The sequence below is a fragment of the Pseudomonas asplenii genome (genome assembly GCF_900105475.1).
GTDB lineage: Bacteria > Pseudomonadota > Gammaproteobacteria > Pseudomonadales > Pseudomonadaceae > Aquipseudomonas > Aquipseudomonas asplenii.
Genome location: NZ_LT629777.1, coordinates 3367453 through 3394308 on the forward strand (window position 1 = coordinate 3367453; position 26856 = coordinate 3394308).

At 54.6% G+C, this 26856-nt stretch carries 22 protein-coding genes and 3 pseudogenes; 10 read left to right on the plus strand and 15 right to left on the minus strand.

What is annotated here, in order from left to right; translation table 11 throughout:
- The first annotated feature begins 209 nt into the window (after positions 1-209).
- A complete protein-coding gene (locus tag BLU37_RS15475; protein ID WP_090206282.1) occupies positions 210-428 on the plus strand; it encodes a hypothetical protein in 219 nt (72 codons plus the stop codon).
- Positions 429-565: 137 nt separating this feature from the next.
- On the opposite strand, the gene BLU37_RS15480 is transcribed toward BLU37_RS15475, so the two are convergent.
- The 6 genes from BLU37_RS15480 to BLU37_RS15515 form a co-directional block, all read right to left on the minus strand.
- Entirely contained in the window at positions 566-1336 is a 771-nt protein-coding gene (locus BLU37_RS15480; RefSeq protein ID WP_232000319.1) for a hypothetical protein, read from the minus strand.
- Positions 1337-1653: 317 nt separating this feature from the next.
- The gene (locus tag BLU37_RS15490) at positions 1654-2580 is read right to left on the minus strand and encodes a DUF6685 family protein (protein ID WP_232000320.1); all 927 of its coding nucleotides are present in this window, start codon (positions 2578-2580) and stop codon (positions 1654-1656) included.
- Between the two features lie 306 nt (positions 2581-2886).
- Entirely contained in the window at positions 2887-3078 is a 192-nt protein-coding gene (locus BLU37_RS15495) for a hypothetical protein (RefSeq protein ID WP_090206285.1), read from the minus strand.
- Between the two features lie 226 nt (positions 3079-3304).
- On the minus strand, positions 3305-3907 hold the full coding sequence (locus BLU37_RS15500) for a hypothetical protein (protein WP_090206288.1): 603 nt from the start codon (positions 3905-3907) through the stop codon (positions 3305-3307).
- 15 nt (positions 3908-3922) lie between these two features.
- Complete coding sequence (locus BLU37_RS15505; RefSeq protein WP_232000321.1) at positions 3923-4240, minus strand: hypothetical protein; 318 nt, start codon at positions 4238-4240, stop codon at positions 3923-3925.
- 755 nt (positions 4241-4995) lie between these two features.
- On the minus strand, positions 4996-5982 hold the full coding sequence (locus tag BLU37_RS15515) for a tyrosine-type recombinase/integrase (protein WP_090206294.1): 987 nt from the start codon (positions 5980-5982) through the stop codon (positions 4996-4998).
- 578 nt (positions 5983-6560) lie between these two features.
- Here BLU37_RS15515 and BLU37_RS15520 point away from each other — a divergent pair.
- Positions 6561-7913, plus strand: a complete 1353-nt coding sequence (locus tag BLU37_RS15520) for a HEPN domain-containing protein (protein ID WP_090206297.1) — start codon at positions 6561-6563, stop codon at positions 7911-7913.
- Between the two features lie 653 nt (positions 7914-8566).
- Here BLU37_RS15520 and BLU37_RS15525 read toward each other — a convergent pair.
- The 5 genes and pseudogenes from BLU37_RS15525 to BLU37_RS15545 form a co-directional block, all read right to left on the minus strand.
- Positions 8567-8959, minus strand: coding sequence for a hypothetical protein (locus tag BLU37_RS15525; protein WP_090206301.1), 393 nt, complete (start codon positions 8957-8959; stop codon positions 8567-8569).
- Complete coding sequence (locus BLU37_RS15530; RefSeq protein WP_090206304.1) at positions 8956-10881, minus strand: integrase; 1926 nt, start codon at positions 10879-10881, stop codon at positions 8956-8958. The genes BLU37_RS15525 and BLU37_RS15530 overlap by 4 nt, the downstream gene beginning before the upstream one ends.
- Positions 10878-12710, minus strand: coding sequence for an integrase (locus tag BLU37_RS15535; RefSeq protein WP_232000322.1), 1833 nt, complete (start codon positions 12708-12710; stop codon positions 10878-10880). Before BLU37_RS15535 ends, BLU37_RS15530 begins: the two co-directional genes overlap by 4 nt.
- A 61-nt stretch (positions 12711-12771) precedes the next feature.
- Positions 12772-14142: a site-specific integrase gene (locus BLU37_RS15540; protein ID WP_090210951.1), complete on the minus strand. Its 1371-nt coding sequence runs from the start codon at positions 14140-14142 to the stop codon at positions 12772-12774.
- Positions 14143-15310: 1168 nt separating this feature from the next.
- Positions 15311-16012 (minus strand): annotated as a pseudogene (locus BLU37_RS15545) (mechanosensitive ion channel domain-containing protein); the annotation flags it as partial.
- A 196-nt stretch (positions 16013-16208) separates the two neighbouring features.
- Here BLU37_RS15545 and BLU37_RS15550 point away from each other — a divergent pair.
- Together BLU37_RS15550 and BLU37_RS15555 are read left to right on the plus strand one after the other, a co-directional pair.
- Entirely contained in the window at positions 16209-17555 is a 1347-nt protein-coding gene (locus BLU37_RS15550) for a DEAD/DEAH box helicase (protein WP_010450071.1), read from the plus strand.
- Positions 17556-17923: 368 nt separating this feature from the next.
- Entirely contained in the window at positions 17924-18316 is a 393-nt protein-coding gene (locus BLU37_RS15555) for a hypothetical protein (RefSeq protein WP_010450066.1), read from the plus strand.
- Between the two features lie 70 nt (positions 18317-18386).
- On the opposite strand, the gene BLU37_RS15560 is transcribed toward BLU37_RS15555, so the two are convergent.
- Positions 18387-19247, minus strand: coding sequence for a DUF6279 family lipoprotein (locus BLU37_RS15560; protein ID WP_090206310.1), 861 nt, complete (start codon positions 19245-19247; stop codon positions 18387-18389).
- 132 nt (positions 19248-19379) lie between these two features.
- On the opposite strand from BLU37_RS15560, the gene BLU37_RS15565 reads away from it, so the two are divergent.
- The 4 genes and pseudogenes from BLU37_RS15565 (at position 19380) to BLU37_RS29690 (ending at position 22119) form a co-directional block, all read left to right on the plus strand.
- Complete coding sequence (locus BLU37_RS15565; RefSeq protein ID WP_010450063.1) at positions 19380-20216, plus strand: CvfB family protein; 837 nt, start codon at positions 19380-19382, stop codon at positions 20214-20216.
- 281 nt (positions 20217-20497) lie between these two features.
- Positions 20498-21271 (plus strand): annotated as a pseudogene (locus BLU37_RS29930) (PAS domain-containing protein); the annotation flags it as partial.
- A gap of 108 nt (positions 21272-21379) precedes the next feature.
- Positions 21380-21811 (plus strand): annotated as a pseudogene (locus tag BLU37_RS29935) (methyl-accepting chemotaxis protein); the annotation flags it as partial.
- A gap of 176 nt (positions 21812-21987) precedes the next feature.
- The gene (locus BLU37_RS29690) at positions 21988-22119 is read left to right on the plus strand and encodes a PA1414 family protein (protein ID WP_010450061.1); all 132 of its coding nucleotides are present in this window, start codon (positions 21988-21990) and stop codon (positions 22117-22119) included.
- 202 nt (positions 22120-22321) lie between these two features.
- On the opposite strand, the gene BLU37_RS15575 is transcribed toward BLU37_RS29690, so the two are convergent.
- The gene (locus BLU37_RS15575; protein ID WP_010450059.1) at positions 22322-23701 is read right to left on the minus strand and encodes a sodium:solute symporter; all 1380 of its coding nucleotides are present in this window, start codon (positions 23699-23701) and stop codon (positions 22322-22324) included.
- Between the two features lie 65 nt (positions 23702-23766).
- Positions 23767-24717, minus strand: a complete 951-nt coding sequence (speB, locus tag BLU37_RS15580; RefSeq protein WP_090206316.1) for an agmatinase — start codon at positions 24715-24717, stop codon at positions 23767-23769.
- Positions 24718-24940: 223 nt separating this feature from the next.
- Here speB and BLU37_RS15585 point away from each other — a divergent pair, with 223 nt between their 5' ends.
- Both BLU37_RS15585 and BLU37_RS15590 read left to right on the plus strand, forming a co-directional pair.
- A complete protein-coding gene (locus BLU37_RS15585) occupies positions 24941-25834 on the plus strand; it encodes a LysR family transcriptional regulator (protein ID WP_010450056.1) in 894 nt (297 codons plus the stop codon).
- 14 nt (positions 25835-25848) lie between these two features.
- Entirely contained in the window at positions 25849-26448 is a 600-nt protein-coding gene (locus BLU37_RS15590) for a tRNA-uridine aminocarboxypropyltransferase (RefSeq protein WP_090206319.1), read from the plus strand.
- A gap of 12 nt (positions 26449-26460) precedes the next feature.
- Here BLU37_RS15590 and BLU37_RS15595 read toward each other — a convergent pair whose 3' ends face one another.
- The gene (locus tag BLU37_RS15595) at positions 26461-26856 is read right to left on the minus strand and encodes a YbaN family protein (RefSeq protein ID WP_010450053.1); all 396 of its coding nucleotides are present in this window, start codon (positions 26854-26856) and stop codon (positions 26461-26463) included.

A 26856-nucleotide genomic window follows, 5' to 3' on the forward strand; every position in this document is an offset into this window, starting at 1 on the left:
TTCAGTCTCCGAGGTTGCGCTAGCTACATGACCGATCTAAATGTAAGCGGAGCGCGCCGGTGCAGCAACAGAAGCAAGGATGGAAGCCCGCAGGGCAGAGACGCGAAAGCGGCTTTGTTCACGACAGCCGTCCCGTAGGGTGCTCCCAGCCAGTTGTGTCGCTTTTGCTCTCGATTCGGCTAACGTACGACTTGGAAAACGGAGGACATATGAGTCGCGATACCAAAGACACTGTCTACTGCAACATCCAGATGCCAATGGCCCAGGGGCAAGAATTCCTGCGGCTCATCTCCGAGCTGAGAGCTTCAGGTTCCCATCCAGCACTTGAGCCGGTATTCGACGAGATCCAGAGCGAACTGGAGAGCTCGATTGAGTTCGTTGAGGAAATGCTTCAGGGCTCTGGCGGGATAGGTCGCCGCTTACCATGACTCGTCGAGTCACCCTCGGGTGTGCAGCGCCGTACCCCTGTCTGACCATAATCAAGTCAAAGCTAACACCGATTGCATGGCATCGATATTCGCGATCAGCGCTATGCGCAGGCAGTGAGCGGCTCACCGTGGGCAACTCACTGCACTGCAGGTGCTTTATGCCCCATCCGGATTGCCATGTTTCTTTGAGAGGATGACAGCGCTGGCCAGATCATTTGCACGCGCTGTAGCTCCATCGCCTGAAGATCTTGCTGGTATTTGAGGCGCTTCAGATTGACCTTGAAGAAAGAAGGGCTGTGATCGATTTGATTGGCCTTGAGCCTCCAGAAGACCACGAACGCAAACTTCGGTGACAGGTTTTTATTGAGCTGGTAGTAGGCCAGTGCCTTAGAGAGAATTGGATTTTGTTCCGATATCGCCAAGCGCTGTAGCGCCTTCACGCATGACTCCCCCCGCATTTTTTCGGTGAGTCGCTCCAGCTTTTTCTTGGTGTCGGATGCAGAGAGACGCTGACCCGCTTCAAATACCGATACGCCGAATCTAAGTATGCATTGCGAGCCGACCCAAAGCGTCTGCGTCGTAAGAGCATTCCGGATCTCAAATTGGTACCGGAGCGACTCCTGATCACATAGCTCGCACGTCTCAGTAGGATGCTCATGATCGCGGATGACCTCAGTGAAAGACCATTCCTCAAAGGCTTTTGGCAAGGTATCGCCTACAGAAAGCGGAATGATGTTGTCCCAGACACGCTTTGGATAATCGTTCATGGCCATAGCAGCTCCGATCCCTGGCAGGTTCCTACCGCAGCATAACTGGTCAGACTTATTTTGCGATAGCGAGTCGCTGACGCAGGAAGGATCAAATAGGTGGTCATCAAGACAAGCCAGCGGCGTGTCAGAGGCTTGCATCCCAACCATCCATGGCAGACGGGAGAGAGCTAAACCAATCCAGCGGCTTCCCGCTATCCGACATGACCAAGCGCTCGGCAACCAGAATCATCCATGCGACGATTGGATGCTGCCCGCAAAGCAGTTCTGATTGAGCGCCACAGCTCCGGTATCAGCATTGTGCGCAAGGCAGGTATTCCCCAGCCATGGCGTGAGCGCTTTCTGCAAGCGAGCACCGGCTCGACGCGTCTGTTTCGATGGCCCGTACGCCTATAACTGGGACAAATTTCTGACTCAATGGCAGGCTGAAATGCGGCGTTTAAATGCACATAGGGCTGCTAGACGACCGAGACATGATGAGCCGTAGCATTAGCCAGCTTCAGGAGATAAAGGCCTAAATCCTGAAATCCAGCCTCACGCAGTACCTCAGATACCTTCCCAGCGCGCTTCTCCGCTTTAGGCAGGAAAATCGCCGCCTGGTCAGTGTATGGACGTGGGAGATCCTTCCAGTAATAGGTTGCCTCAAATCTCTGCATGGCTCTGTGAAAGTCCATTTGCTGTTTGCAGTGCCACGACAATACAAACATGTCGAAATCGCGTCTTAGGCTCGCCAAGGCGACCTGATTAATTCCGTAAACCTTATACCGACCTGTGAGGGGGACGTTGACCCCGATCCGTTTCGCGATGTACTTAGCCGCAGCGAAGTGGTGGGAGCCTCCGCTGTTGATCAAGAACACTCGTCCGTCCCATTCCCAAGTGGAGAAGTAATCGTGATCTTCTCTAGAGATGATCCGGATCTCGTCCCATCGGAGATTCTCTTCAAGCTTTTCTTGGGTAACAGGTGTGATCATCGGCTGGGAGTTGCGCTCAACCATCGCGTCCATGCTTTTGAACTTGCGCAGCTCTGACTTCGATGCGGAAAAGCCGTCGACCTGCTGAATGTCACAGTTCCAGCGATGGATCTCCCTAACCGTACCCAAGCTGAGAAGATCCTCTCGGATTAAGCTGGTGGAGCCGTAGTTTTGATAGGAGCCAGGGGAACGTGTCCATCCATTGAGCCTCCGGCGGTACATCCGACTGGTCTCATACCCCAAGTCGCCAAAGTCGTTCCAACGCACTACTTCGCTTGCGCTGATACCCTTCTCATGTTCGACCAAATGCCTGTTCAGGCCGACGTCTGCACGAAGCAAGTTTATGAGGGTCGCCGGCTGGCCGAAGTCCTCCAGTAGAGAGTCGCGTAGAAATTTGATCGCTTTCTTAAGCATTGGCGCTTCCTATATGTCTACCCCGGCGCGATGCACGAAATGCCTCAGTACAGGATGCAGCACTGCGATATGGAAGGCTAACCGAAACATAGCTGCAAATTCCGGATAAGCTGATACGACCTAGAGCACGAAGGGCGTGTCTAGGGGATATGATCAAATCTCTGTGTAAACAGGCGGGGAAGGCAGACCATTTCTCGGAAAGCCGCCTAGCTGCTCCTGTCGTGGTATGGCCTTAGGCCGTGGACGTTTTATACCTGACTCGCAGGCCTTTATCTTCACCGTAAGGTGGATGATCCCTAGCGAAAGCTATTTTTTAACCAAACCTTTATAGAGCTCTCGGGCGGAAACAATCTGGTCTCGAATCTCCTCTGGGTCAATTCGCATACCGCCTCGTGGTGTCACCTGCAGTGTCTTCAAGCCGTTCGCAGCTTTGATGAAATCTCGCTCTTCTGCTTGAACCCATTCAGGGCGTTTGTCCTTCCAAAATGACCATGCCATTTCGCCTAGCCTCACTCCACGATGGATGGAAGCTAGTATGTGGTAGCCGCAGGGAATGTCCAAGCTAGGTGATGCCTTCGGTCATTATGCAAGCGGAGCGCGCAGACCAGGAGGGTCGAAAGGCATGAGTATGGAAGCCCGAAGGGCCAAGACCTGTCGAAGACAGGGCTTGGTTAACGACAGTCGTCCCCGCAGGGGCATGCCACGACAACTGTGGCGTCAATGACTACCTAAAGGTGCGCTGATCGAATGACCTAGGCACAACGCCCTGTGCGCAAAGATCATACGTTTTGCGTAATGCTGCCTCGTCACCCGAACAAACCCTCGAATGGGCAAAGATCGTCGAGAGGAACCGCTTCCGTTCAACGTTCCGAAGCTCAGACCAGACCCTCGGCTGACCTTGTGCATCTGGCACCGCAAGACGATCAAGGAAATACTCTTCAAGGCTGTGGAGCCGTTGCTGGCCATCGACCAGAATCTCGCTGTTCTCCGCCAATGCCCTGCCAGTGCTCGCCGGCTCCGACCAGTCGTTTGTAAGGTAGCTTCCCAGGTCTCTCCCTGACCACACAGCGGTAATGAAACGAGCCTGCTGGCCAGCGTTCCACTTCACGCCGCGCGCCCACTTGGGCATTGGCATGCCCATGACAAACCGCTCAGCCCACGGAAATCTGTCGCGAGCGGAGGAGGGGTCTACCAGGTACTTTTCCCAGTGACCTACCAGAACATCAATTGGGTAATGACTGACGGTTGTAGCCAGAACCCGCTGCGGCATCTGGATGCGTAATTCAGACGGTTCGTCGTCGGCATAGCGTTGAAAAATAGAAGTCATGGTACTCACTGGTGGCTACAAATAGGTAGAGGTGCTGGAGCCAACACGGGCGCACCGCCATGCGTCGACAGTCTCGATGATCAACACATCTCGTTCGATGGAAATGTCGATCTGGTCGCTGTCGACCAGCGCATGTGCGTAGCCCTCTACGTAGGCTGCTGCGTTATCAAATGCAGAAAGGGTGTCGGACGATTTGATGACGCTGATCAGACTTTGCCAGGCACCGCGCTGGCGGTTGCCTAGGATCGTCTTGGGGAACGAAATGGCGGCACTCAAACGCTGTGCGTAGTCATCTGTTGGTGGGATCAAAGCGATTCGCTCGAAGGGATACATACCTATGACAAACGGTTGGTTTTGGAAAATCTTGAGCTGGTGCGGAAGATTTTGTCTGCAGTCCAGGTTGAAGGCTCATCGCAACCAGCAAGCCGAGCGCGCAGGCGTAAGGATGAAAGTCCGGCAGTGTTAGGACAACGGCGAGCATCGACGGGCCTGGTTCAATACAGTCGGCGTTACTAGCGCACTGGCTCGGGCACCATCCCGATCACACCTCGCTGAGTCGCCTACAATCCAAACTTCAGGTGCATCTGTTCTGACAGGCGTTCCTGACCTGGGATCAAGCCTCCCCAGTAGGGCTTGGTAGATACGAGGATCGGGTTTGGCAGCGTCGATCTCGAAGCTAAATGCTTGGGTATTCATGCTCGGGAAAAGCTGCTCCACCGCTGCGCCATAGGGCTTGGCAAGGTTGCTGCTGATACCGAGAGCAACGCTCCGCTCCCGGAGCATAGCGACCGCCTCGATGCCTCGGGATATGCCTCGATGGAGTTGAGTTCGGCCTGCAGAGCGCACTCCATCTCGACTCGCCAGGATTCTGAAAGCAGGATGCCGACGTGCTCGGCGAGCTTATGCAGCTCCAAGTTTAGCGTCATGATGACGTGTGCATCACCAGGGTGAGGGCGCCGGCCTTGCTTGATGCCTTCCCGCAGCAATTGGCGGTATGGGTTTGTTCTTCGACCTATCCGCACAACCATCCCGAACGCGTCAAAAATTGCCGTCTTGGTCACCGTCACTCCCACCCTGAACGTCTCGTCTCAATCGCTGAGTTTGGAGTCCAAGCTGCTACTCAGGTAATACTTCGTCATCGACTCCGTTGGCCAGTGGCCCATTCGTTTTGCCACGATTGGGAGCGGACTACTCACAGTGGCCATCTGCATAGCCGCGTTCAACTTTAAGGACATGCGAATCGTGAGTGGACTGACTTTGGCAGGATCAATGCCAGCTTTGTGTGCCCAAGCCTCGCATAGTTTTTTAAGCGCCGAAGGCGACATAGGAATTTCTGGGCTCCTTTTGGATTGGAACAGAAGGGCGTTTCCCGCCAGATTCGCGGTGATGATGAAGCGGCTGATGGGTGTCCAGTATTTGCGAGGCAATGTGACTCGCGCTTTTTTGGGGCCCCGAGACACAAAGAGGATGCGTTCATCATTTCCAGAAAAGTCGCTGGGCCTAGCGCTTAAGTATTCCCCTTTTCGAAGGCCGGCCATCATGCAGCTCATCAGTGCCTGATCTCGCAGGCTCTCCGTGGTCTCAACGGCCCGACTGAGAGACTCAAGTTCTTCCTCTGATAAGTGGGAGGAGAGCTTCCGTGCAGACTTCGCCATCTGAGTTCTCAAAGCGGACATATTCGACCCAGTGGACTGTTCACCATGACGTGGCGGTTGATGAATCTTTTTCGGGATCTTGAATGCTGAAAGAGCGTTAAGGTGCAGCGACTCGATCATCTGCGCCAGTGCCGCCTGGTCTGAGGCAAACCACTCGCTGGGTGTCATCGCCGCTTTGATTGCGAGCATCAGTGCCTGCCTCACCGCAGATTGGCTTGGAAAGGTACCTGCTGGCATCTGCTCACTCGTGGAAACTGCTAGATCCTTGTAGTCCTTATAACCAAGACCCTGGGCAAGGAGCTCCAGGGCTGATGTGTGGGTGAGTGGGCTTGGGCCACACCACTGCTTCTGCAGATTCTTGGCGAGCTTCTTCAGGCTACTGTTGCGGATGAGGTCTTTTGGATGTACTGGAACGCGCATTGGCAGTTCTCCAATAACGTCGAGGCGTCGGCTGCCCGCTGACTATTGTCGAAATGCGTGCGTGAAGAAGGGTGTAGCAAACCTGTGGCACTGAGGCCTTCGCGAGCCGACCGCCCGATCCAGATACATCGGTCGACGAAAGCTATCACGTCGATCTTTGAGCTGTCCAGTGAGGGGTATAAGTAGCCACTCTGGCGTTCATTACTAGAAAAGAGCACTTCCATGTGTATACCTTGAAAGGGTCGCTATCGGCCTCGACGAGGTTGCTACTCGAAGACATAGGTGTGAACGTGGACGAGCTTATTGAAGAGCTTGGGAAGTACGACCCTGACCTACCAGTGCTGATTCCCAGGTCGGATTGCTCCGCATTTGAAGGTGCTGTTGCGTGTTATCCAGATGTCGTGCATGAAGGCCTATGATGGGCTACGAGCCGCTGAGCTGGTTTCCAGGTGAGTCCGATGATCTTGGTGTAGAAAGGCATCAAGTCGCCGTCATCGACACCAGTCTGCCTATCACAACGTGAGTGAAAATCCCCTAAAGGCGAAAGGATCTCAAAAAGTCTTATACAAGGAGTAATTGTGAAGCTGGAAATATTAATCTACGACGCGTTAGTCTCACTTAGCAAGGCGCATACTCGTGAGGAAGCATTTTCGCCGAATTTTGATACGGCAAAAAGTGGCAGGCAAATGAGCGTTAGTGGCGCTACCGAGAATAAAATTAAGCTTGTATCGTCAGCTCTTCTAAAACTGAACTGGCCGGGCTCTATTAAACTTGATTTGAAAGAGCATCATAATTTAGTCAAGAAGGCAGTCGTTGAAAGGTATGACAACTTTTTGAATTTCGGTACATTGCCGTGTACAATCAGATACCTGCTGCCTGCTTACTTGAAAGGGGAGATAAAGCAGCTGGTAGCAGAGTTTTCATCTACTCTGCCCAGAGACTTTACATGTCATTTGCCCGCTGCGCTTACTGGGCTGGAGGGTCATGGGCCTTTTGTTATTGGCCCTGTTACGATTTCCAAAAGTTCAGACTGGATCGATTCTATTGATTTTCCGCCCTCTGCGCTCGATTACATGGGAGTGGATAATTCTGATTGGCGTGAGAATCTAAAAGCGGCTTTAGTGGATAAAGACTTGCAGCTAAAGCCTTTGAGTGCTTCGCTTTATGAGGTGGTGACTAAGTCAAAATGCATGATTAGTGTGACTACTGCAGGTTATGGCAAAGCGCTCTCTCGTAAGCTCTCTACGATTCTGGCACGAACTGCGCTTGATTCGGCATCACTGATTAGTGGTAATCCCAAGTATTTTAGGAGCTTCACTCTTTATACGGAAAGAAGGCCTCCTATTTTGACGCATAGCATAGTAGAGACAAATGGATTTCTTTGGAATACGGGGCTCGCATTGTCGGATGAAGTAAATCCATTCCTGCTTCGACCCCAGGATTTGGATCAAAGTCACATTAAATTTTTCGAGGCTGTATCCAAAATTTTGACAGGCCTTATCGGTAATAGCGATGGATGCCCGGGCCTTTGTCAGAGATGGTCAACCGCACTTGATTGGCATGGTGAGGCATGTCGAGAGGTAAGTGATCAGATAGCGATTGCAAAGTTTGGAACATGCCTGGATGTGTTGAGCAGTGGAGGTGGCAAGACACGCGCTATATCAAAAATGGTTTCAAATCTCACGAAAATCCCTGAAGATAAGATTGTTGCTAATTATGATGGGGATTTGACTCTCTATGAGACTATAACCAAGATATATGAGTATGGGCGGTCTGAGATTCTACATGGGAATAAAGTTGATAGAATGACTTCTTTTGAGGCGCTAAGGGGGATTTCGGAGTTTTTTTCAAAAATTGCGCTTATTAAGTCGGCTCTAGCATTTTTAACCTATTCAGGGTCTGACTCAGCGAAGGCGTTTAGCGATATGTGATTCTTCTCTAGGTTGCTCCTAGTGCTTTGCATTCGGATTGATATTTAGGCTTACACGGTAGTTATCTGGGCCGTTCACCGGGGCACGGCATACCAGCCGTGTGGCCTTCTTGGTTGGCCAGCTAGAGCGAGCCATTTTGTAATGTCATGCCAGTTTTTCAGTTATTCAACAGCTGTTCCAAATACTCGAGCGAGTGGGTTACCAGTAGGTGTGCCAGCATACTGCACCTTCATACCTTCCAATTTTGCCGAGCGGCGCCCCCAGATAGAAGGCTTAATCCATGGAGAGCATTCACTAACTGCTAGGTGTCGGCGATCTCGTCAGCGATGTTCAACCAGGCGGAGCTGATCTGTTTCGCTCGGGCTCCTGCGGCGTCTCTAGGAAACCAGGCTCAACACACGCCCCAAATGCATAACTTGTAGTGTCATCTGCGGGTACTTCTCTATGCCTAGGGCCAATCAGATGGTTGAGCTCGTGCCGGCGAGCAATGATTTAATCCAGGATTTACTAAGGATTCATCGAAAGCCCACCTCGGTCAGTCACATAGTAGTTGTCCATTTTGTTGACGGCATCGATGAATGAACACTCTTGCTTCTTCTCCCAGCCACTCCGTTTACCTGGCCACAAAAAATTGAAGATCTTGTCCAGGGAGCTCATTTTTCCGCAGCATTTCTGTTCTTTTCCTTCTTCGTAGCGATGTTCGTCACGTTGCTCAACGCAGAAAGATCTTTCTCCAACTCATCAATCTGAGAAATAAGCATCAATTCCCTGGCCAAGCTCTCGTGATAAAGATCTTTGAACAGCTTTTGAGCGCCCCTGTTAGGTTTTGCGCTATCTTCTTGTTGCTGCTTGGCCCTAGCGGCCTTGATCTTCGGAATTAGCTGATCAAAGCAGCTCCGTGTTTTTTTGATTGAGCCTTTGTTGCGACCAGCCTCTACGGCGACAGAGTCGTTGGTGATTTTCGTCCCCGGTGAAACCTTAATAGGCACATTGTCGATCAACCGTTGAAGAGCTGCTTCGTAATGCTTAATGATGTCGGAAATCATGCCGCAACCTTTGAGATTTTATTTTTGAAGAACAGGAGCATGTTGAGTTTTGTTTGCTCGGTGTTGTGGGCAAATGTGCCCTCAGCGGTGCTCTCGATGATTTTTGCTTGAATAAGAATGGTTTGGTCGAGCTTTTTTTCTTTAATGCAGGCGCTATTACAATCTACACAGGTAACGTAGTTGTGGTGCGCTCGCTCTTTGCACTCCCCGATCTTAAAGCAGCCCCCCAGGATCGTCTCTTTATATGAAAGGAGTCCTTTTTTAACCTTGGTTAGGGTTTCTTGGAAGTTTGTAACGATGTTAGTGGTATATTCTTTTTTGACGTTGCGTTCATACCAGGTGCCAGCAGCACCGTATAATCTAGATTTTTCCATTATAACGTCTTTAAGGAAAAGGCTAGCTTCGGCATTAACCGTCTGGGCTTGGAAGAATTCGGCCAAGTCAGGATTTTGCTCGGAGAAAAGGAACTTGGCAGTAGTGAAGCCTTTTGTGTAATAGATGGACATCTGCAGGAGGGTGTGATGAAGCATCCGCTTCAACGAAGGCAGCGATACCAAGCCGCTCTGTGCTGCATATACGGCCATTGATCGCCTGAACTGATGGGTCGTCAGGTTCCAGTTCTGTCCTACTTGGAAATCTGGGTTGGCAGCCCAATTTCTGAGTGGGTCGAGCATTACGAGTTCCTCGTAATCACTATCTGTAATTATTACCTCGGGGAAGGTCTCCTCCATACGGTTGGGGTTTAGAGCTCCTTGATATAGCTCAGTGTCTTTTTGTTTTTTTTCATATTCATTGGCTACCGGGAGATATGATACTGAAAGGAATAGCCGGTTTTCGGTGTTAATGCAAGCTGGCATGTATGTTTTTATAAGTCGAGTTATGCTTAGGGCGCATTGATAAGGGAGTAGAATTGACTTAGACGTAATCCATTTGGCAGGACGCGGCTCTTTTGTTAGCTTGATTGTCAGCCCCGACACGGTATAAGTATTAGGCCCGATTTTTTTTATGCACCCCTCTTTTAATAAGTAGGCTTCGCGCTCTCGCATTGCGGTGAATACATGAATCAGCATCTTGGCGGCATAGTTACACCTGCTGATGAAATTGCTTACATTTGAAAGCTGCCTCATTTCATACTTGTCACGAATTTCAGATAGGCCACATTCTTCCATTGCTACCTTAAATTGAACGTTAGGTTTGTTCGGGTCTCCAGACTTTCGTTTGAACCGACCGTAGAACCGGTTTAATCCTACGCGGCGGTTCAGTTCAGCGAGGTTCGACTCGTTGGCTTGATACTCTTGAAGCAAAGAGGTGTAGTGGGAGATTTTCTCGAACAAAATACGCCCAGGAATAACGGGGAATTGCTCGGACTCGTCCTCTGAATCGCGAATTGCACGGTCGAGTATTTTGGTTACAGTTGTAGATACGGAGAATATATCTTCGGAAATCACCTTGTTGATGATCATCTGAAGAGTTCTAAGAGTAGTGTAGGATTTTACTTTGGAAAGAAATGACTCGAAGTGGATAGGATGTTCTAGCAGTTCAGATAGCGTGATGCCTTTTTTCGTGGCGTGATTGCAGAGCATGCGAAGATCAGTTAAGAATGAGCGTACCGTATCGATACTAGGATAGGAACCGGTTCTGGAGGAGGGTCGATTGATCCAAACTGCTACAATCTTTCGCGCATGCTCCAGATTTTTAATCTCAAGTTCGGTAGTTTGCCTGAACTTGCGGTAGCTGATGTAAGCCTTTCGGTTCTGGTGGCTTCTTAGTGTCGGCGTCTGCCATTCGATATCCCCGACAATGCTCAGAATATTTCCATGTATGTCCCTGCTAATCACGGTTGCTGGTGTGATCAGGCAAGCGGGGATACCCATGTATGCATCGAGGTCGTGCTGGAGTGGTACGGTGGAAGAGAGTTTCATTGAATGGCTCCGAAATGGACTAATTGATTAAGTAAAGCTGCCCAGTATTCAGAGAGATCTTCATGGTCGAATACTGAGGCCTGGATGGTCGAGACTCTGTCGTCCAGCTCTGGAGATATGTTGCTAATGCTTGTCAAGATTGATTCAATTCGTGCAGCAGTGGGGCCATTTAATTTGTTGAATTCTTCAACCGTAGTGGATTGCTGGCGGATCTCGTTCAAAAAATATTTTAGGCTCAAAAGCTTCTTAAGATCATTGTCCGTAGCGTGCACAACGAAGTTATTGCAAAAAAGACATGTTATAAAGTTGTTGCAAGCAGGTTGGCTAATCTCCGAATCGATCTCCGCCACAGGTATGGAATGGCCGGGTTTAACGCAGTGGCCAGAAGGGATGCTTTGTTGACGCTTTCGAGTTGCAGCCTTGATGGCCTTCGATAGCAGATTGTAGAACGCGCTGATTTCTTTAGTGGCTACATCATCTTCAGCTGATGAGTATGCCTTGGCGATAGTGCCAATTCGGCTTTGTAGAAGTTGACTTGTCACAATAAGCCCGTATTCTTTGAGTAGATAGTTGGACTTGTAATGGCGCAGTTGACGGTAGCCGATTTTTGGAAACTCTTTGTCGATAAATAACCGCATCGCAGACACCAGCTTTGACAGGCAGCCCCTCTGTAAGGGTCTGACCCGATCTTCTGGCATCACTGGGACATGCAGGAAGAGGTATTTAGAAGGGTAGTTGCTGGTGATTAGTGCTCTCAGGTCAAGGTACTCTTCAAATTGCTTGATAAACTGCGTAGCGATGGTAAAGCTCTGACGCTTATTTCCTGCCCGCCATTTCACAGTCCTGAATCCTTGTTGGGCTGGCACAACATCGTATTTGCCAGTGTGCCACTCAAGGTCAGCTATTTGCTTTTCATTAATTGCGGTGTTGGCCTCGAATAAGAGAAGAAAGCAGTCGTGTGCCCATTTGGCGAGTCGGTGCCTATGTTGGGTCAAAACGGCAGGGTTTGTATTCTCTATCTCGAGCGATTCTAGACCTTTTCTGTAGCGCTTTTTACGAACCTTCGGTTGGTTTGGAATCAACGTGCCAGTGTTATAGTCCCAGATTTCATTTGTCCCCCAGAGCGGAGCGAAATTTCTGGGTTGGCAGAAATTTTCGTGAGGCACTATCCAATTCATTTTGCCAAACAATTTAATTTGAAATGGGTATCTCCGGAGGTTTGTTAGTGAATTTGTGATTCCGCTAAAGATTTCAGAAGAAATCGCCAGGGCATGCGATAACTCATCCTCCTTGGGGACTTTTGTCTCATTCTTGGGAGGGGCGTTAGTGTTGACGTAAACTCTGGGAAGCGCCTGCTTGAAATGTCTCTCTGTGTCGGGAAAAAGTGACTTTATGATGCTGAATGCGTAGACCTGCTTCCCGGCTGCCGTTGTGTCTGCGCACTTTCCAGATGCCCACTGGTTGTAGACGATATTGGAATATGATGAGTAGCATTCGTAATAAATTTGATCACTCTTTAAGAGGTTTTGATAACCATTACTGTACGCCCATTCGAAATGTTGATTCAGTTGGCGAGATCTGGCCATTAATGTTATAGGTCTGATTTCTCCAGTTTTGACTTCGTCAATTATGGCTCTGGCCCATCCATCAAGCGCTTTAGCTTTATCAAGGCAAAAGTCGTTCGAGTCACAGCTATAAAGTGAACTTCCGCTGATCCGATGTCTCTGTGTAAAGCAGTGTGATCCCACATGGAAAATTTCTTCGTCAACTGCTAAGAAGGCAACGTTTTGAATCCCTGATACGTCGATGATTCTGTGAATTTCGATCATGGACGTATTAATAATGTCAATGAGCACGATGTTTGGGTTGCTGCGTAGTATTGAGCGGACTTTATGAGAAAACATAGCTTTCCGCCAAGGACTGAAGATGGAGTTCGAAGTCGCTCTGCGCCTGTATTGCGATATTTTTCATTTCGCGGTAGCGGAAGTAGCGTTGCGTTGTAGTAATGTCGCTATGCCCCATTCTTCCTTGTACGTGAGTTAACACAGCATAAATCCGGTCGGCATCACCGTTAGGAATCCCTTTCATTTTTTGGTCGATTTCATTCATGCAGAAGCACGCTCTTAGATTATGGAATCTAAATTTGAATGGTGTCTCTGTTTGGTTTATTAAAGGCTGTAATTTTTTTGAGGAAAATTGACGGACTGAATATCCTTCCTGGATTGGCCTGCCTTGACCCCTCTCAGTATCCTTCTTAGAGATGTAGTATGGGTTGCCATGTTGAGTTAGAAATACATACTGCTCGCCATCATTTTTAATTGAAGCCTTGGCTGCTCGTCTTTTATGTCTCTCCGAGTTTATGTAAGCGTAAAGAAGGGCGTTTAACCAAGCTGGAATATATATGACCATGGATTTTTCTAGTTTGTTATCAACCAGCGTCCCACGACCTACCTTTACTGCGGTTTCGTTGGTTTTTACGTTTTCGGGATCCATAATGTTGGAGCAGCGTATTGTGTAAGTTGTGCTGAGTCTTGATCCTGTAAATATAGAAAGAAGGAAGGTCAAAAACATTTCGGTATTACCGCTCACCACCAATGCTTGGATTAGTGCAGTTTGCTGCTCTTGGCTATACGGATAGAGCTTTCCTTCATCAACGACATACTCACCGGTTGACTCTTCGGTAGTTTTTTTGATTCTTAGATCAGTAGTAACTACTGGCTTGTTTCGATAGAATCCCCTCTTGTCCTGATAGGGGATTTTACGGACAACTTCTTGCCACAATGCTTCGGTGGGGTGGTAGTCGTACCGACCTTGCATCCAGCGATAAAAGTTAACGACTGCAGAAATTCGTCCGTTTGCAGTGCTGGCTGCAATTTCATTCAGGTTGACCTTAAGGCTTAACTCTGCCTTGTAATGGTATGTCGGGCGCGCGCCTATTCGTTTGGGCGTCGCAAGATAATCTACGCCGTCTTGTGCAAGCGTATTCATATAGTCGACAAGACCCTTGGCATAGCCTTTCAATGTTTGATCTGATGGCGCGTCAAAATCCGTCGCCCTTGCCAGTATGTAAAGCGTTCCATGTTTCCAGATGGAACCGTCGGGGTTAAGGATTACCGGGACGTTCCTGGCTTCTGCAGCTCCACCACTACCCTTGAACGGTGTGATGAAATACTTACCCACCAAGGTAGCTTTGAGCTCCGAGCCATCCTCATCGTCAGCGATGTTCGACTTTCTGAACAACGACACGAGCGGCAAAGTCACGTACCGGTATTTTCTAACTGGCAATTTTCTCGGGGTTTTATTGACGATTGACGGCATGCTCAATAGCGCGATCATGAAATATGTGGGGTGATTTAAGTTTTCATTGTCAGGCTCTGTCAAGAGGTATTTAGAGTATGCGGAAAGTACACTCTTAGTTGTGCGATTGTTTATACATAATAATTTATTGATAAATTGACAAGTTGGTTTGTTGTACGCGCCTGACTATTGCCTTTGTCGAGTTATCTGCCAGGCCTTGAACCCTGCGGGCCTCGTTAGCGAGGGCGGTATTCATACAAAAAAGTTTTTGTGCGGATGGATATTATTAAATGTTTGGATAAACACATTTCTGGATTTTTTTTTTCGTGCTTGAAATTAGTCGTACCGCTGACGAACGGTTGATGGCCTGCCTCATGTTGGACGTTACTGCCCTGATGCTTGGAGGGAGTTTGGAAGCCCTGATGGCAGGTTCAGGTTTCTGGTCACCTCACGCCTGAAGCTGGTAGCCACCTACGCTCAGCTCAACCGGTGTCTATGGCTAGCTACAATGGCGGCGGAGCGTTTATCACGGGACTGATTGTTTTAGGTTCGCTTGTGCTCGCAGCAGTTGCGACTCTAAAAGCGTGGATGACGGCTCCAGCAGCATGGTAGGCGGCGGGGGCCTAGTGCAGCTTTTCGCTCGTCAGCACGCTCCACACTACTAATCATGAGCAATGCAGCATGGTTGAGTATCGTTGATCTCTTACCTCTTACCTCGCATCTGCCTGAAGCAGTAGTAGCTTTATTCCAAGCGGCATTCTGAAGCCCACCGGTCTAAGGGAGTCTGCTACCAGACTATTAGCTGAGGCTATCGGTAGGCTGAGACCGGTTGGCTACCCTCCCTAAGTCATTAGAGGCACCTGTGGGTTTACGGACTGGGTGCAGCAGGCGGTGTTGGTAGGCGATGGCTGCACCGAAGCCCCTGCTGACAATCTGGGTGAGTGAGGACTTGAAACTGTAGGTGAGGGCAGCACTCTGCTGATGGCATTGAAAAGGAGGGATGCTACCAGGCTCTGTTTTGCTCGGAAGGGATGCGAAGAAGGGGAGGGAGTAGGAGAGAGTCTAGTGAAATGGCATGTCCATTTTTTAGATTATCTACGGGTCATAGTCAGTTTTTCATAACTCACGGGTGGTTCTGCACCTTGACCGTGTGCAGGGTGATGTCCACCACGTCGCCGTCGGCACCGACCTGCGGCATTTCGATCCAGTCGCCGACCCGCAGCATGTCGTTGCTGGTCAGTTGCACGCTGGCGACGAACGACAGCAGGGTGTCCTTGTAGACCAACAGGATCACCGCCGACATGGCACCCAGACCGGACAGCAGCAACAGCGGCGAACGGTCAATCAGGGTGGCGACGATGACGATGGCACCGAGCACGAACAACACCATTTTCGCCAGTTGCACATAACCCTTGATCGAGCGGGTGCGGGCGTGCTCGGTCCGTGCGTAGATGTCCAGCAGGGCATTGAGCAAGGCGCTCATGACCAGTATCTGGAACAGGATGGTCACCGCCAGCGCCAGGTTGCCGAGGAACAGCAGGCCGGTCTTGCCCAGATTCGGCACCAGGTACAGGCCGAACTGGATCACCAGCGACGGTGTCATCTGTGCCAAGCGGTGAAACACCTTGTTCTGGCGCAGGTCGTTGAGCCAGTGCATCGCCGGTTGCCGCCCCAGCAGGCGGGTGGCGTGCAGGATCAGGTAGCGTGCCACGCGGCCGAGCAGCAGCGCGACGATCAGCAGCAGTGCCAGGGCCAGCCCGGTGTGCAGCAGCGGATGTTGGTCGAGGGCACCCCAGAGGTCCTGGGCGCCGATCCAGAGCTTTTTCATATCCATGGGGGGTGAGGATTCTTCTGCAGGAAATGGCCGAAAGGGATTAGAGCATTTAAGCGGGTGAAGATGACCGTTGAAGACACGCCCGTTCACAAAAACGTCACTGTTTATCGGCCGTTGTGCAAAGAAACTCGGCCTCGGCGCTGGAAACCGTTAACCTATGCAGCTGATATTTTGCATTTCTTCGAGGTCAGCTCCCGTGTTTTCCCAATTCGCCCTGCACGAACGCCTGCTCAAAGCCGTGGCCGAGCTTAAATTTGTCGAGCCCACTCCGGTGCAGGCAGCGGCCATTCCGCTCGCGCTCGAAGGGCGTGACCTGCGGGTGACGGCGCAAACCGGCAGCGGCAAGACCGCCGCATTCGTCCTGCCGATCCTCAACCGCCTGATCGGTCCGGCGAAGGTCCGGGTCAGCATCAAGACCCTGATCCTGCTGCCAACCCGCGAGTTGGCCCAGCAGACGCTGAAGGAAGTCGAGCGCTTCTCGCAGTTCACTTTCATCAAGTCCGGCCTGATCACCGGCGGCGAAGACTTCAAGGTCCAGGCCGCCATGCTGCGCAAGGTGCCGGATATCCTGATCGGCACGCCGGGGCGGATGATCGAGCAACTGAACGCTGGCAACCTGGACCTCAAGGACGTCGAAGTGCTGGTGCTCGACGAAGCCGACCGCATGCTCGACATGGGCTTTGCCGAAGACGTGCAGCGCCTGGTCGAGGAGTGTCCGAATCGCCAGCAGACCATGCTGTTTTCCGCCACCACCGGCGGCTCCGGCCTGCGCGAGATGATCGCCAAGGTGCTGAACAACCCTGAGCACTTGCAGCTCAACGCCGTCAGCCAGATGAACGAGACGACCCGTCAGCAGATCATCACCGCCGACCACGACCAGCACAAGGAACAGATCATCAACTGGCTGCTGGCCAACGAGACCTATCAGAAGGCTATCGTGTTCACCAATACCAGGGCCATGGCCGACCGTATCTACGGCCGTCTGGTGGCTCAGGAATACAAGGCTTTCGTGTTGCACGGCGAGAAGGACCAGAAGGATCGCAAGCTGGCGATCGACCGCCTCAAGCAGGGCGCGGTGAAGATTCTCGTCGCCACCGACGTGGCCGCCCGTGGCCTGGACGTGGATGGCCTCGACCTGGTGATCAACTTCGACATGCCGCGCAGCGGCGACGAGTATGTGCACCGCATCGGCCGTACCGGGCGTGCCGGTAACGATGGCCTGGCGATCTCGCTGATCTGCCATGGCGACTGGAACCTGATGTCGAGTATCGAGCGCTACCTCAAGCAGCGTTTCGAGCGTCGGGTCATCAAGGAGGTCAAGGGCACCTACGCTGGGCCGAAGAAGGTCAAGGCTTCGGGCAAGGCCGTGGGCGCCAAGAAGAAAAAGACCGATGCCAAGGGCGACAAGAAAAAGTCGTTGGCCAAGACACCGACCAAGCGCAAGAGCGCCAACCGTCCCAAGAGTGATGCTCCCGCACTCGTCAGCCAGGACGGCCTGGCGCCGCTCAAGCGGCGCAAGCCGCAGGCTTCGGCCGACGAGTAACGCTCAACTGGCTGAGTGAAGCGGATAGCTGGGCAGGTCGTGGGGGCCGAAGTTGACGGCTGGTTTCAGGCCGGGCGGCGTCTCCATGGACCTGATAAGCAGCAGGTAGAGCAGCATCGCAAGGCTGCCGAGGGCGGTGCCTGCTAGATCCGTAGCCGCAGCTTCAGTTCGAGCCGTTCGTCCCGCGCCAAGCGCAATTGAGGTCGGGCTGTGGGTGCGGTATTCGACAAGGGGCAGCGTGGGCTGCCCCTTGTCGTTTCCGCCCGACGGTCATGGCACTGGGGCAATCCGGCTGAACGGCCATGATCGTCGCCTGTCACTACAGATAAGGGAGACTTTTCCTATCCACAGTGGGAGGTAGCATCAGGATGACGACTTATAACTGGGAGCTGATCGAGCGTCTGCTCCATGAGGTGCAGAACAGCGCCGGCCATAACTTCGCTCCGCGGGCCTATGCCGAACAACATGCCACGGCCCAGGCGGCGGCCGGTCAGCCGCCGGGTAATCTGGATGAACTCAAGGCCCAGGCCGCCGATTACGAGCGGTTGTTGCTCAAGAACGGCTTTATCGCTCCGCGGCCGGAAGAGGAGGGTGGCAATGGCGAGAATTTTGTCCTGACGCCGCGTGGCTCCAGCCTGTTGAGTCTGATCGACAGCAGTATTCCCGGTCACGAGCATCCGCGGTGGGTCCTGGATGAGCAACAGGATGCGCTGGACCCGCAGGTGTTCGATGAACTGGCGTCCAAGGCCCAGATTGCCTGACGAAAGGCTTGAAATGCATTGATTGTTGGCTGTGAGGGCCTTTTCGCGAAGAGGCCCTCAGGTCATGCACTCAACTGTCCTTCAGGCACTTCATCTCACTGAAGTCCCGTCGCAGATCCGCAATGCGCTTGAGCAACAACTGCCGCTGGGTCGGGCTGCTTTCGGCCATGAGGTCGACGATCAGGCTGCGGGTCTCCCGCTCGGTATGCTCGTAGGCTTGGCGGTACTCGGCGGTCCACAGACTGTTCTGATGTTGCAGCAGTTGCCCGATCCGTTGCTCGAAATCAGCACTTTGGCGCTCGGCAACCGCTTCGCTTAATTGCGTCTGCCAGTACGCCCGGTTGGCGATCCACAAGCGGTTCTGCTCGCCGAGGGCGGTCGACCAGGCGATGACGCGTTGCTGTTGGCCCAGGCTCAGCGGGCCGATCCAGGCCTTCAGGCGTTTGCTCATCCGTTCACCGCGGTCGCGGATCTGCTCAGCCAGTGGGGGCGCGACGTACTCGGCCTGGCGTTCGCGCTGTTCCTTGGCGAAGGCCGCGTTCATCTCCGCAACTTGCCGGTCATCCAGACCCTTGAGCAGTTCGCTGGCCGATGGGGTGATTTGCCGGGCCACCTGGGCAATCGCCGCCCTGGCTTCGGCGGTGCGCGCCTGCAGTTGGGCGTCGTTGACCTGGCCGTTCTCGACCATGCCCTGTACCCGGTCCAGCCATTGCAGGTAGCCGGGCAGTTGCGTGGTGCAGTGCCATTGCAGATGTTCCTTGAGGCGTTCGTTGAGCCAGCCTTTCTGCTCGCGGTGCATGTCGATGTAGTCGCCGAGGGTCCAGGGGATGATCACATCGAGATTGCGATAGGCCAGGCCGACCCGGCTACAGGCGGCGACTGCCAGGCTCAGGATCAGGCAGCAGAGCAATAAGGCGCGTCGACACGACATGAGCGGATCCTTGCTGGGGCGTTACCCCCATAGAACACCGGATGGCCTGGCGGTTCAATGCAAAGATGCACGGCGTGAAACACCCCATCCAAACTCGGGTAGAATGGCGGCCACGCAATGAGGGTATCGGAAATGGCTTTAATCGGGCGCTACAACAGCTTGCAAGTGGTCAAGCACACTCACTTCGGTTTGTACCTTGATGGTGCGCAGGATGGCGAGATTCTTCTGCCCAATCGCTATATCCCCAAGGATGTCCCCAGCGAAGACGAAGACTGGCTGAATGTTTTTGTCTATCTGGACAGTGACGACAAGCTGATCGCCACCACCGAGACCCCGAAAGTCCAGGTCGGCGAGTTCGCCAGCCTCAAGGTCAAGGAGGTCAACAGCATTGGCGTGTTCCTCGACTGGGGGCTGCCCAAGGACCTGCTGCTGCCGTATTCCGAAGAAAAGCGCCAGTTGAATGCCGGTGACTACTGCGTGGTGCACGTCTATCTCGACAAGCACACCCGCCGTATCACGGCTACTGCGCGTCTGGATCGTTACCTGGACAAGACGCCGGCCAACTACAAGGTCGGCCAGGAAGTCGATCTGCTGGTGGCCGAAACCACCGACATGGGTTTCAAGGCGATCATCAATAACAAGCACTGGGGCCTGATTCACAAGAATGAGGTGTTCAAGTTCCTGCGGTCTGGCAAGCGGGAAAAGGGCTACATCAAGCAGATCCGTGCCGACGGCAAGATCAGCCTGAGCCTGCAACCCGTCGGCGAAGAAGCCGCCGGCAGCCTGAACTCGAAGATCCTTGCCAAGCTGCGCGACAACAATGGCGTGTTGCCGGTCAGCGACAAGAGTGATCCGGCGTTGATCAGCGACCTCTTCGGTGTCAGCAAGGGCAACTTCAAGAAAGCCATCGGCACCCTCTACAAGAATGGCCAGATCGTCATTCATGCCGATCGTATCGAGCTGAGCTGAACTCTGACCGCCAAGGCCCCGACACCTGGCACGGGGCCTTGGCGGTTTTTTGCCGTGCCTGGGCGGCTGAATAAACTTCGTGTTCACTCTCTGTCAGCAAGTCTTGCCGAACTCAGCTATGTTTTCGTTACTACGCCTGAACGCTTCGGGGGCGGTGACAGGGGACTGTCGGTCTTTCAAGCAATCTGCGCCGCCGGCGTCCAGGCGACGGATGGTCTCAGTGATTGCCTGAAGGTACCGATAGCCTTGGAATAGCGAGGCAAAAAGGGATTCTTGCAGTCATGTTCAATTCTAATCTGAAGAAGATTCTAGAGAGCAAAGAAGAAGAGCTTTTCGAACTGAAGCAGCTGTTCCATGGCATGACGGCTGAGATGGTCTCGGTGGTGCTTGATCCGCAGTTTCGCATTATCGACTTCAACCAGCGTTTCCTTGACCTGCTGGGCTACAAGGCCGAGCAGGTCAAGGATCGTCCGCTGGACAACTTCGTCCCGGCCTACGTCAAGAACCTGCCTTGTTTCCATAACCTGCAAGCGGCGGTGGCCAAGGGCGTATCGGTCAGCGACAACTACCGGTTCCTGCGCGCCGATGGCAGCCTGTCCTGGATGCACGGCAGTTGGCAGCCCGTGAAGAGCGAGAAGGGCGAGCTGCTGCACATCCGGTGCTTTGCCCGCGATGTCACTCATACGGTCGAAACCATGAAGGAGAACGAGGCCTTCATCCAGGCGCTGCTGCGCTCTACTGCGGTGATCGAATTCACTCTGGACGGCGAAGTGATCACCGCCAATGACCAGTTCCTGCGGGCCATGGGCTATTCGCTGGCGCAGATCGTCGGCAAGCACCACCGGATGTTCTGTTCGAGCGAAGAGGCGGCCTCCAGTCAGTACCAGGCATTCTGGGGCCGACTCAACCGTGGTGAGTACGTCGCCGATCGCTTCATGCGTGTCGACAGCCATGGGCGCGAAGTCTGGCTTGAGGCCACCTACAACCCGGTGCACGATGCCCAGGGCCAGCTCTACAAGGTGGTCAAGTTCGCCAGCGTGGTGACCGACCAGGTGGTACGCGAGAGAGAGGTCAGCGAGGCGGCAGGCATCGCCTATGGCATTTCGCAGCAGACTGACACCACTGCACAGCGCGGCGCCACGGTAGTGAAGAACACGGTATCGACCATGCAGGAAATTTCCGAGGAGATGCAGTCGGCCTCTGAAGGTATCGAGGCGCTGGGCAAGCAATCGATGTTGATCACCTCGATGGTCCAGACCATTGGCAGCATCGCCGCTCAGACCAACCTGCTGGCGCTCAACGCCGCTATCGAGGCGGCCAGGGCCGGCGAGCAGGGGCGCGGGTTTGCGGTGGTGGCCGATGAGGTTCGGCAACTTGCCGGGCGCACCAGCGCCGCCACGGAGGAAATTGTCACGGTCGTCCAGCAGAACCAGAAGTTGGTGGACGAAGCGGTACGGGACATGTCCACCAGCCGCGTCAAGGCTGAGCAGGGCCTGTCCCTGGCCAACCAGGCGGGCGAGGTGATTGTCGAGATCCAGGACGGTGCCAAGCAGGTGGTGGGCGCGGTAGGGCGCTTCGCCAATCAGCTGAAATGAGTGCCGTGGACAAGCCAGCGCGCGGTTGATCGGTGTTCGCGCGTCGGCTTGTAGCTTTTTGCCATGATTTAGCGTAATGAAAGCTCTGTAAAGGAAGCATTCGCCAGGACTTGGAGCTATGATCTGTGTGAGGCGGCCAAGAACCACCTCGCTCGCATTACCCTGAAGGGGGCTTTATGAAAGATAAACTGCAAACCTGGCTCCACGACCTCGGGGTGGCCCTCGGTCTGATCGAACCTCCGCTGCAACCGGTGCCGATCCGCACTGACGACGACCGCCGTCGCCGGCAACAGCAGCCACGCCGCTAAGCGCCGAAGGCTCACCACATCCTATTGGCTGGGGCAATCGATGCCGTTCGCTGGCGCAGGGGCACGACGGTTGTCGAGCCCCGTTCGACATTTGCGATGCTTCCATGGACCCGCTGCCCTATCCCCCAACCATGGGCGCAGAGTGGTGTGATAAACAACGGATGCGACAATCGACGCCGCATCCGCTGAAGCAAACGCCGTATCAGATAGCGCTGGCCAGGGTTGCCGGGCGCCGTGACAACAGGCTGATGACGATGAAGCTGACCAGGCCGATGGCCAGGCTGTAGTAGATCGGCGTGTTGGAATCCAGGCCATCCTTGAACATGAATACCAGTGCGGTGATGAAGCCCAGCGTCATGCTGCTGATCGCGCCGGCGGTGGTGGCGCGTTTCCAGTAGATGGCACCGATCAGCGGGATCAGCATGCCGCCCACCAACAGGTTGTAGGCCAGGGTCAGGGCACTGATCACATCACTCACCACCAGGGCGATACCCAGCACTACCAGGCCGGTCAGGCAGGTGAACAGGCGGTTGAGCGCCAGGCTCGACTGCTTGCCGCCGCGCAGCTTGGGCAACAGGTCTTCGGTCAGAACGGTGGATGCCGCCAGCAGGCCAGCGCTGGCGGTGGACATCATTGCCGCCAGGGCGGCGGCGATCACCAGACCGCGAATGCCGTCCGGCAGCGACAGTTTGACGATCGCGGCAAAGGCGTTGTTGACGTTATCCAGGTGCGGAATCAGTACGTGGGCGGCCATGCCGATCAGCGCGCAGGCCAGACCGTAGACGATGCAGTAGACCCCGGCGACGCTGCCGGCGTACTTCGCGACCTGCTCATCCTTGGCGGTGAATACCCGTTGCCAGATGTCCTGGCCGATCAGAATGCCGAAGAAGTAGATCATGAAGTAGGTGATGATGGTGTCCCAGCCGATGGTGGTGAAGCTGAAGCTGCTGGACGGCAGCTTGCTCACCAGTTCGTCCCAGCCACCGACGCGGTACAGGCAGATCGGCAACAGGATGAACATCAGACCGACGGTCTTGATGATGAACTGGACGATGTCGGTCAGGGTCAGCGACCACATGCCACCGATAGTCGAGTAGACCACCACCACGCCGCCGCCGAGCAGTACCGAGATCCAGAACGGCAGATCGAACAGCACTTGCAGCACGGTGCCGATGGCGAGGGTCGAGGTCACCCCGATCATCAATGCATAGGCGAGCATGATCACCGCGCTGGCCTGGCGAGCCAGGGGGGTGTAGCGCTTTTCCAGCACCTGGGTGACGGTGAAGATCTTCAGTTTGAGCAGCGGTTTGGCGAGGAACAGGTTCAGCGCGATGATCCCCAGGCCCAGTGCCGCACACAGCCAGAAACCTGAAATGCCGTGGACATAACCCAGGCGCACGGTACCGACGGTGGAGGCACCGCCCAGCACCGTGGCGGCCATGGTGCCCATGTACAGGGTCGGGCCGAGGTTGCGGCCGGCCACCAGGTAGTCTTCGTGGGTCTTGGCCTTGCGCATGCCGTAGTAACCGAGCAGCAGCATGCCAGCGGCATAAAAGAGTACAACCACTATATCCAGGGCCATGACGGCGTGTCTCCAATTGTAGTTTTTATGGTGAAACAGTTGGTTTTCAGGGGCCTGTGGGCGGCTCAGCGGTGAGCCACGCCTGGAAGTACACAGAGCATTTCGTACAGCAGGTTGGCGCCCAGCAGCGAGGTGTTGCCGGTGGTGTCGTAGGGCGGTGAGACTTCCACCAGGTCGCAGCCGACCAGGTCGAGGCCCTGGCAGCCGCGGACGATCTCCAGGGCCTGGATGGTGGTCAGGCCGCCGATTTCCGGCGTGCCGGTGCCCGGTGCCCAGGCCGGGTCGATGCCGTCGATGTCGAAGCTCAGGTAGACCGGGCCGTTGCCGACCTTTTCACGGACTTCGGCCATCAGCGGCGCGAGGGACTTGTGCCAACATTCTTCGGCCTGGACCACGCGAAAGCCTTGCTTGCGGCTCCAGTTGAAGTCTTCGGCGGTATAACCCTGGGCGCGCAGGCCGATCTGCACGACGCGGTCGCAGTCCAGCAGACCTTCTTCGACGGCGCGGCGGAAGGTGGTGCCGTGGGCGATTTTCTCGCCGAACATGTGATCGTTGACATCCGCGTGGGCATCGATATGCACCAGGCCGACCTTGCCGTGTTTCTTGTGGATCGCTCGCAGGATCGGCAGGGTGATGGTGTGGTCGCCGCCCAGGGTCAGCGGGATGACATTGTGTTCGAGGATCGCGTCGTAGGACTCCTCGATAATGCGCACGGCGTCGAGCAGATTGAATGTGTTGATCGCCACGTCACCGATGTCGGCGACCGACAGCGAGTCGAACGGCGCGGCGCCAGTGGCCATGTTGTAGGGGCGGATCATCACCGACTCGGCACGGATTTCCCGTGGGCCGAAACGGGTCCCGGAGCGCAGTGAGGTCCCGATATCCAGCGGTACGCCAACGAACGCGGCGTTGAGGCCGGCGGGCGATTGCAGGTGGGGGAGGCGCATCATGGTGGCGATGCCGCCGAAACGCGGCATTTCGTTACCGCCCAGTGGTTGGTGAAGAATCTTGTCCACGGGTAAGCCTCATCATGTGTTCTGTTATCAGGGGACCGATTCTGCGAAACCCGCCGGCCGGGAAAAATCGCTGCCGGTAAATACTTAGTTCAGATTTTTCTAAACTAAGGGGGCTCCTGGCGTTAGACTGCCCGCTCGCCACAAGGGGGGCGTCACAGCCACAGGGCGGTGTATCACCAGCCCAGGGACGGCGGACTCTCATGCTCATGCCTCCGGAGTACCCATGGCCAGCGCTTTACCCGACCTGAAACTCTTGCGCATCTTTGTCAGCGTGGTGCGCCACCAGGGTTTCGCCAACGCTCAGCAGGAACTGAACCTGTCGACTTCAGCCATCAGCACCTACATGAGCCAGCTCGAGTCGGCGCTGGGGCTGGTGCTGTGTCATCGGGGCCGGGGTGGTTTCAGCCTGACCAGCAAGGGTGAGCTGTTCCACCAGGAAACCCTGCGCCTGCTCGGCGAACTCGAAGGTTTCGAACAGTACGCCGCCGCCCTCAAGGGTGAATTGCGTGGCACGCTGAACCTCGGCGTCATCGACTCCACCGTCAGCGAGCCGGCCTTGCCGCTGGCCGAAACCATCGGTGCCTATAGTCAGGAGCATCCGGGGGTGCATTTGCATCTGTCGGTCATGAGTCCCTATGAGTTGCAGCTCGGCGTCCAGGACAACCGCCTGGACCTGGCCATCGGTGCCTTTTCCACGCGCATGAGCGGGCTGGTCTACCAGCCGCTGTATCGCGAGCAGCACTGGCTGTACTGCAGCAACCGTCACCCGCTGTATCACGAGCGGCGGATTCCCGAACAGGTCATCACTCAGCAGCGCATGGTTGGCCGTGGCTACTGGAGCCAGGCGGAACTGGCCCGACACGGCTTCAAGCACAGCGCGGCAACCGTGGAGAGTATGGAGGCGCAGTTGATCCTGGTGCTGTCCGGCGCCTACATCGGCTACCTGCCGGAGCACTACGCCCAGCCCTGGGCGGACAAGGGCGACTTGCGGGTGCTGCTACCGGCGACCTTTGGTTACCAGGCACCCTTTTCGATGATCCTGCGCCGTGGCCGTAGCCGCGAACCGTTGATCCAGACCTTCCGTGACCTGCTCAAAGCGCAGCTCAACCAGCCCTGATCGGAACGACCTGTATGTCCAGAGCCTGCTGCGAACGCTGCCTGCGTCCCCAGACCCATTGCCTTTGCCCGCTGATCCCACAGCTCGACAGCCGCACCCGGGTATTGGTCCTGCAACACCCGAGCGAAGTCGGCCATGCCTTGAATACCGCGCGGCTGGCGACCCTTGGTCTGACCAATGCCGAGCTGCGGGTGGGGGAGGTGTTCGATGACCTGTCGACACTGCTCAGCCCACCGGGTTATCAGGCGCGGCTCTTGTTCCCGGCGGACGATGCCCAGTTGCTGCAACCCTACACAGAGAGAGCAGAGGCGCAGCCGCTGTTGCTGGTGGTCCCCGATGGCACCTGGCGCAAGGCGCGCAAGCTGCTGTACCTCAACCCACTGTTGGCCAGTTTGCCAAGGGTGACCCTGGGACCGGGTGCGGTCTCGCGTTATCGCTTGCGCAAGGCACCGGAGCCGGGGGCCTTGTCGACGGTAGAAGCGATTGCCCGGGCGCTGGAGACGCTCGAACGGCCGGCTTCGTTCGAGGCGCTGCTCAAACCGTTCGAGGCGTTGATCGACGGGCAGATCCAGGCCATGGGTAACGATACCTACCGGCGCAATCACGGCGATTGAGGGCAAGGGGCGCTAGCGCCGTGGCTCCAGGGTTTTCTGGCGCAGGATGTAGACGGTCACCAGCACTGCGCTGGTCAGCATGAACAGGCGCGCCCAGAACAGCGGCACCAGGTAGCAGGAAAAGCCGATGCTCAGCCACATCAGGCCGATGGCGTAGACTTTGCCCTTGAGCGGAATACCATTACCGTCCAGGTAATCGCCGATCCATGGTCCCAGGCGCGGGTGTTCCACCAGCCAGCGGTAGAACCGTGGCGAACTGCGGGCGAAGCAGGCGGCCGCCAGCAGCAGGAAAGGTGTGGTCGGCAAGACCGGCAGGAAAATCCCGAGCACCCCCAGCGCCACGCTCAGCCAGCCGATGGCCAGCAGTGCGTAGCGCAGGAGCGGCGAGCGACTGCCCGTGGGGCTCAT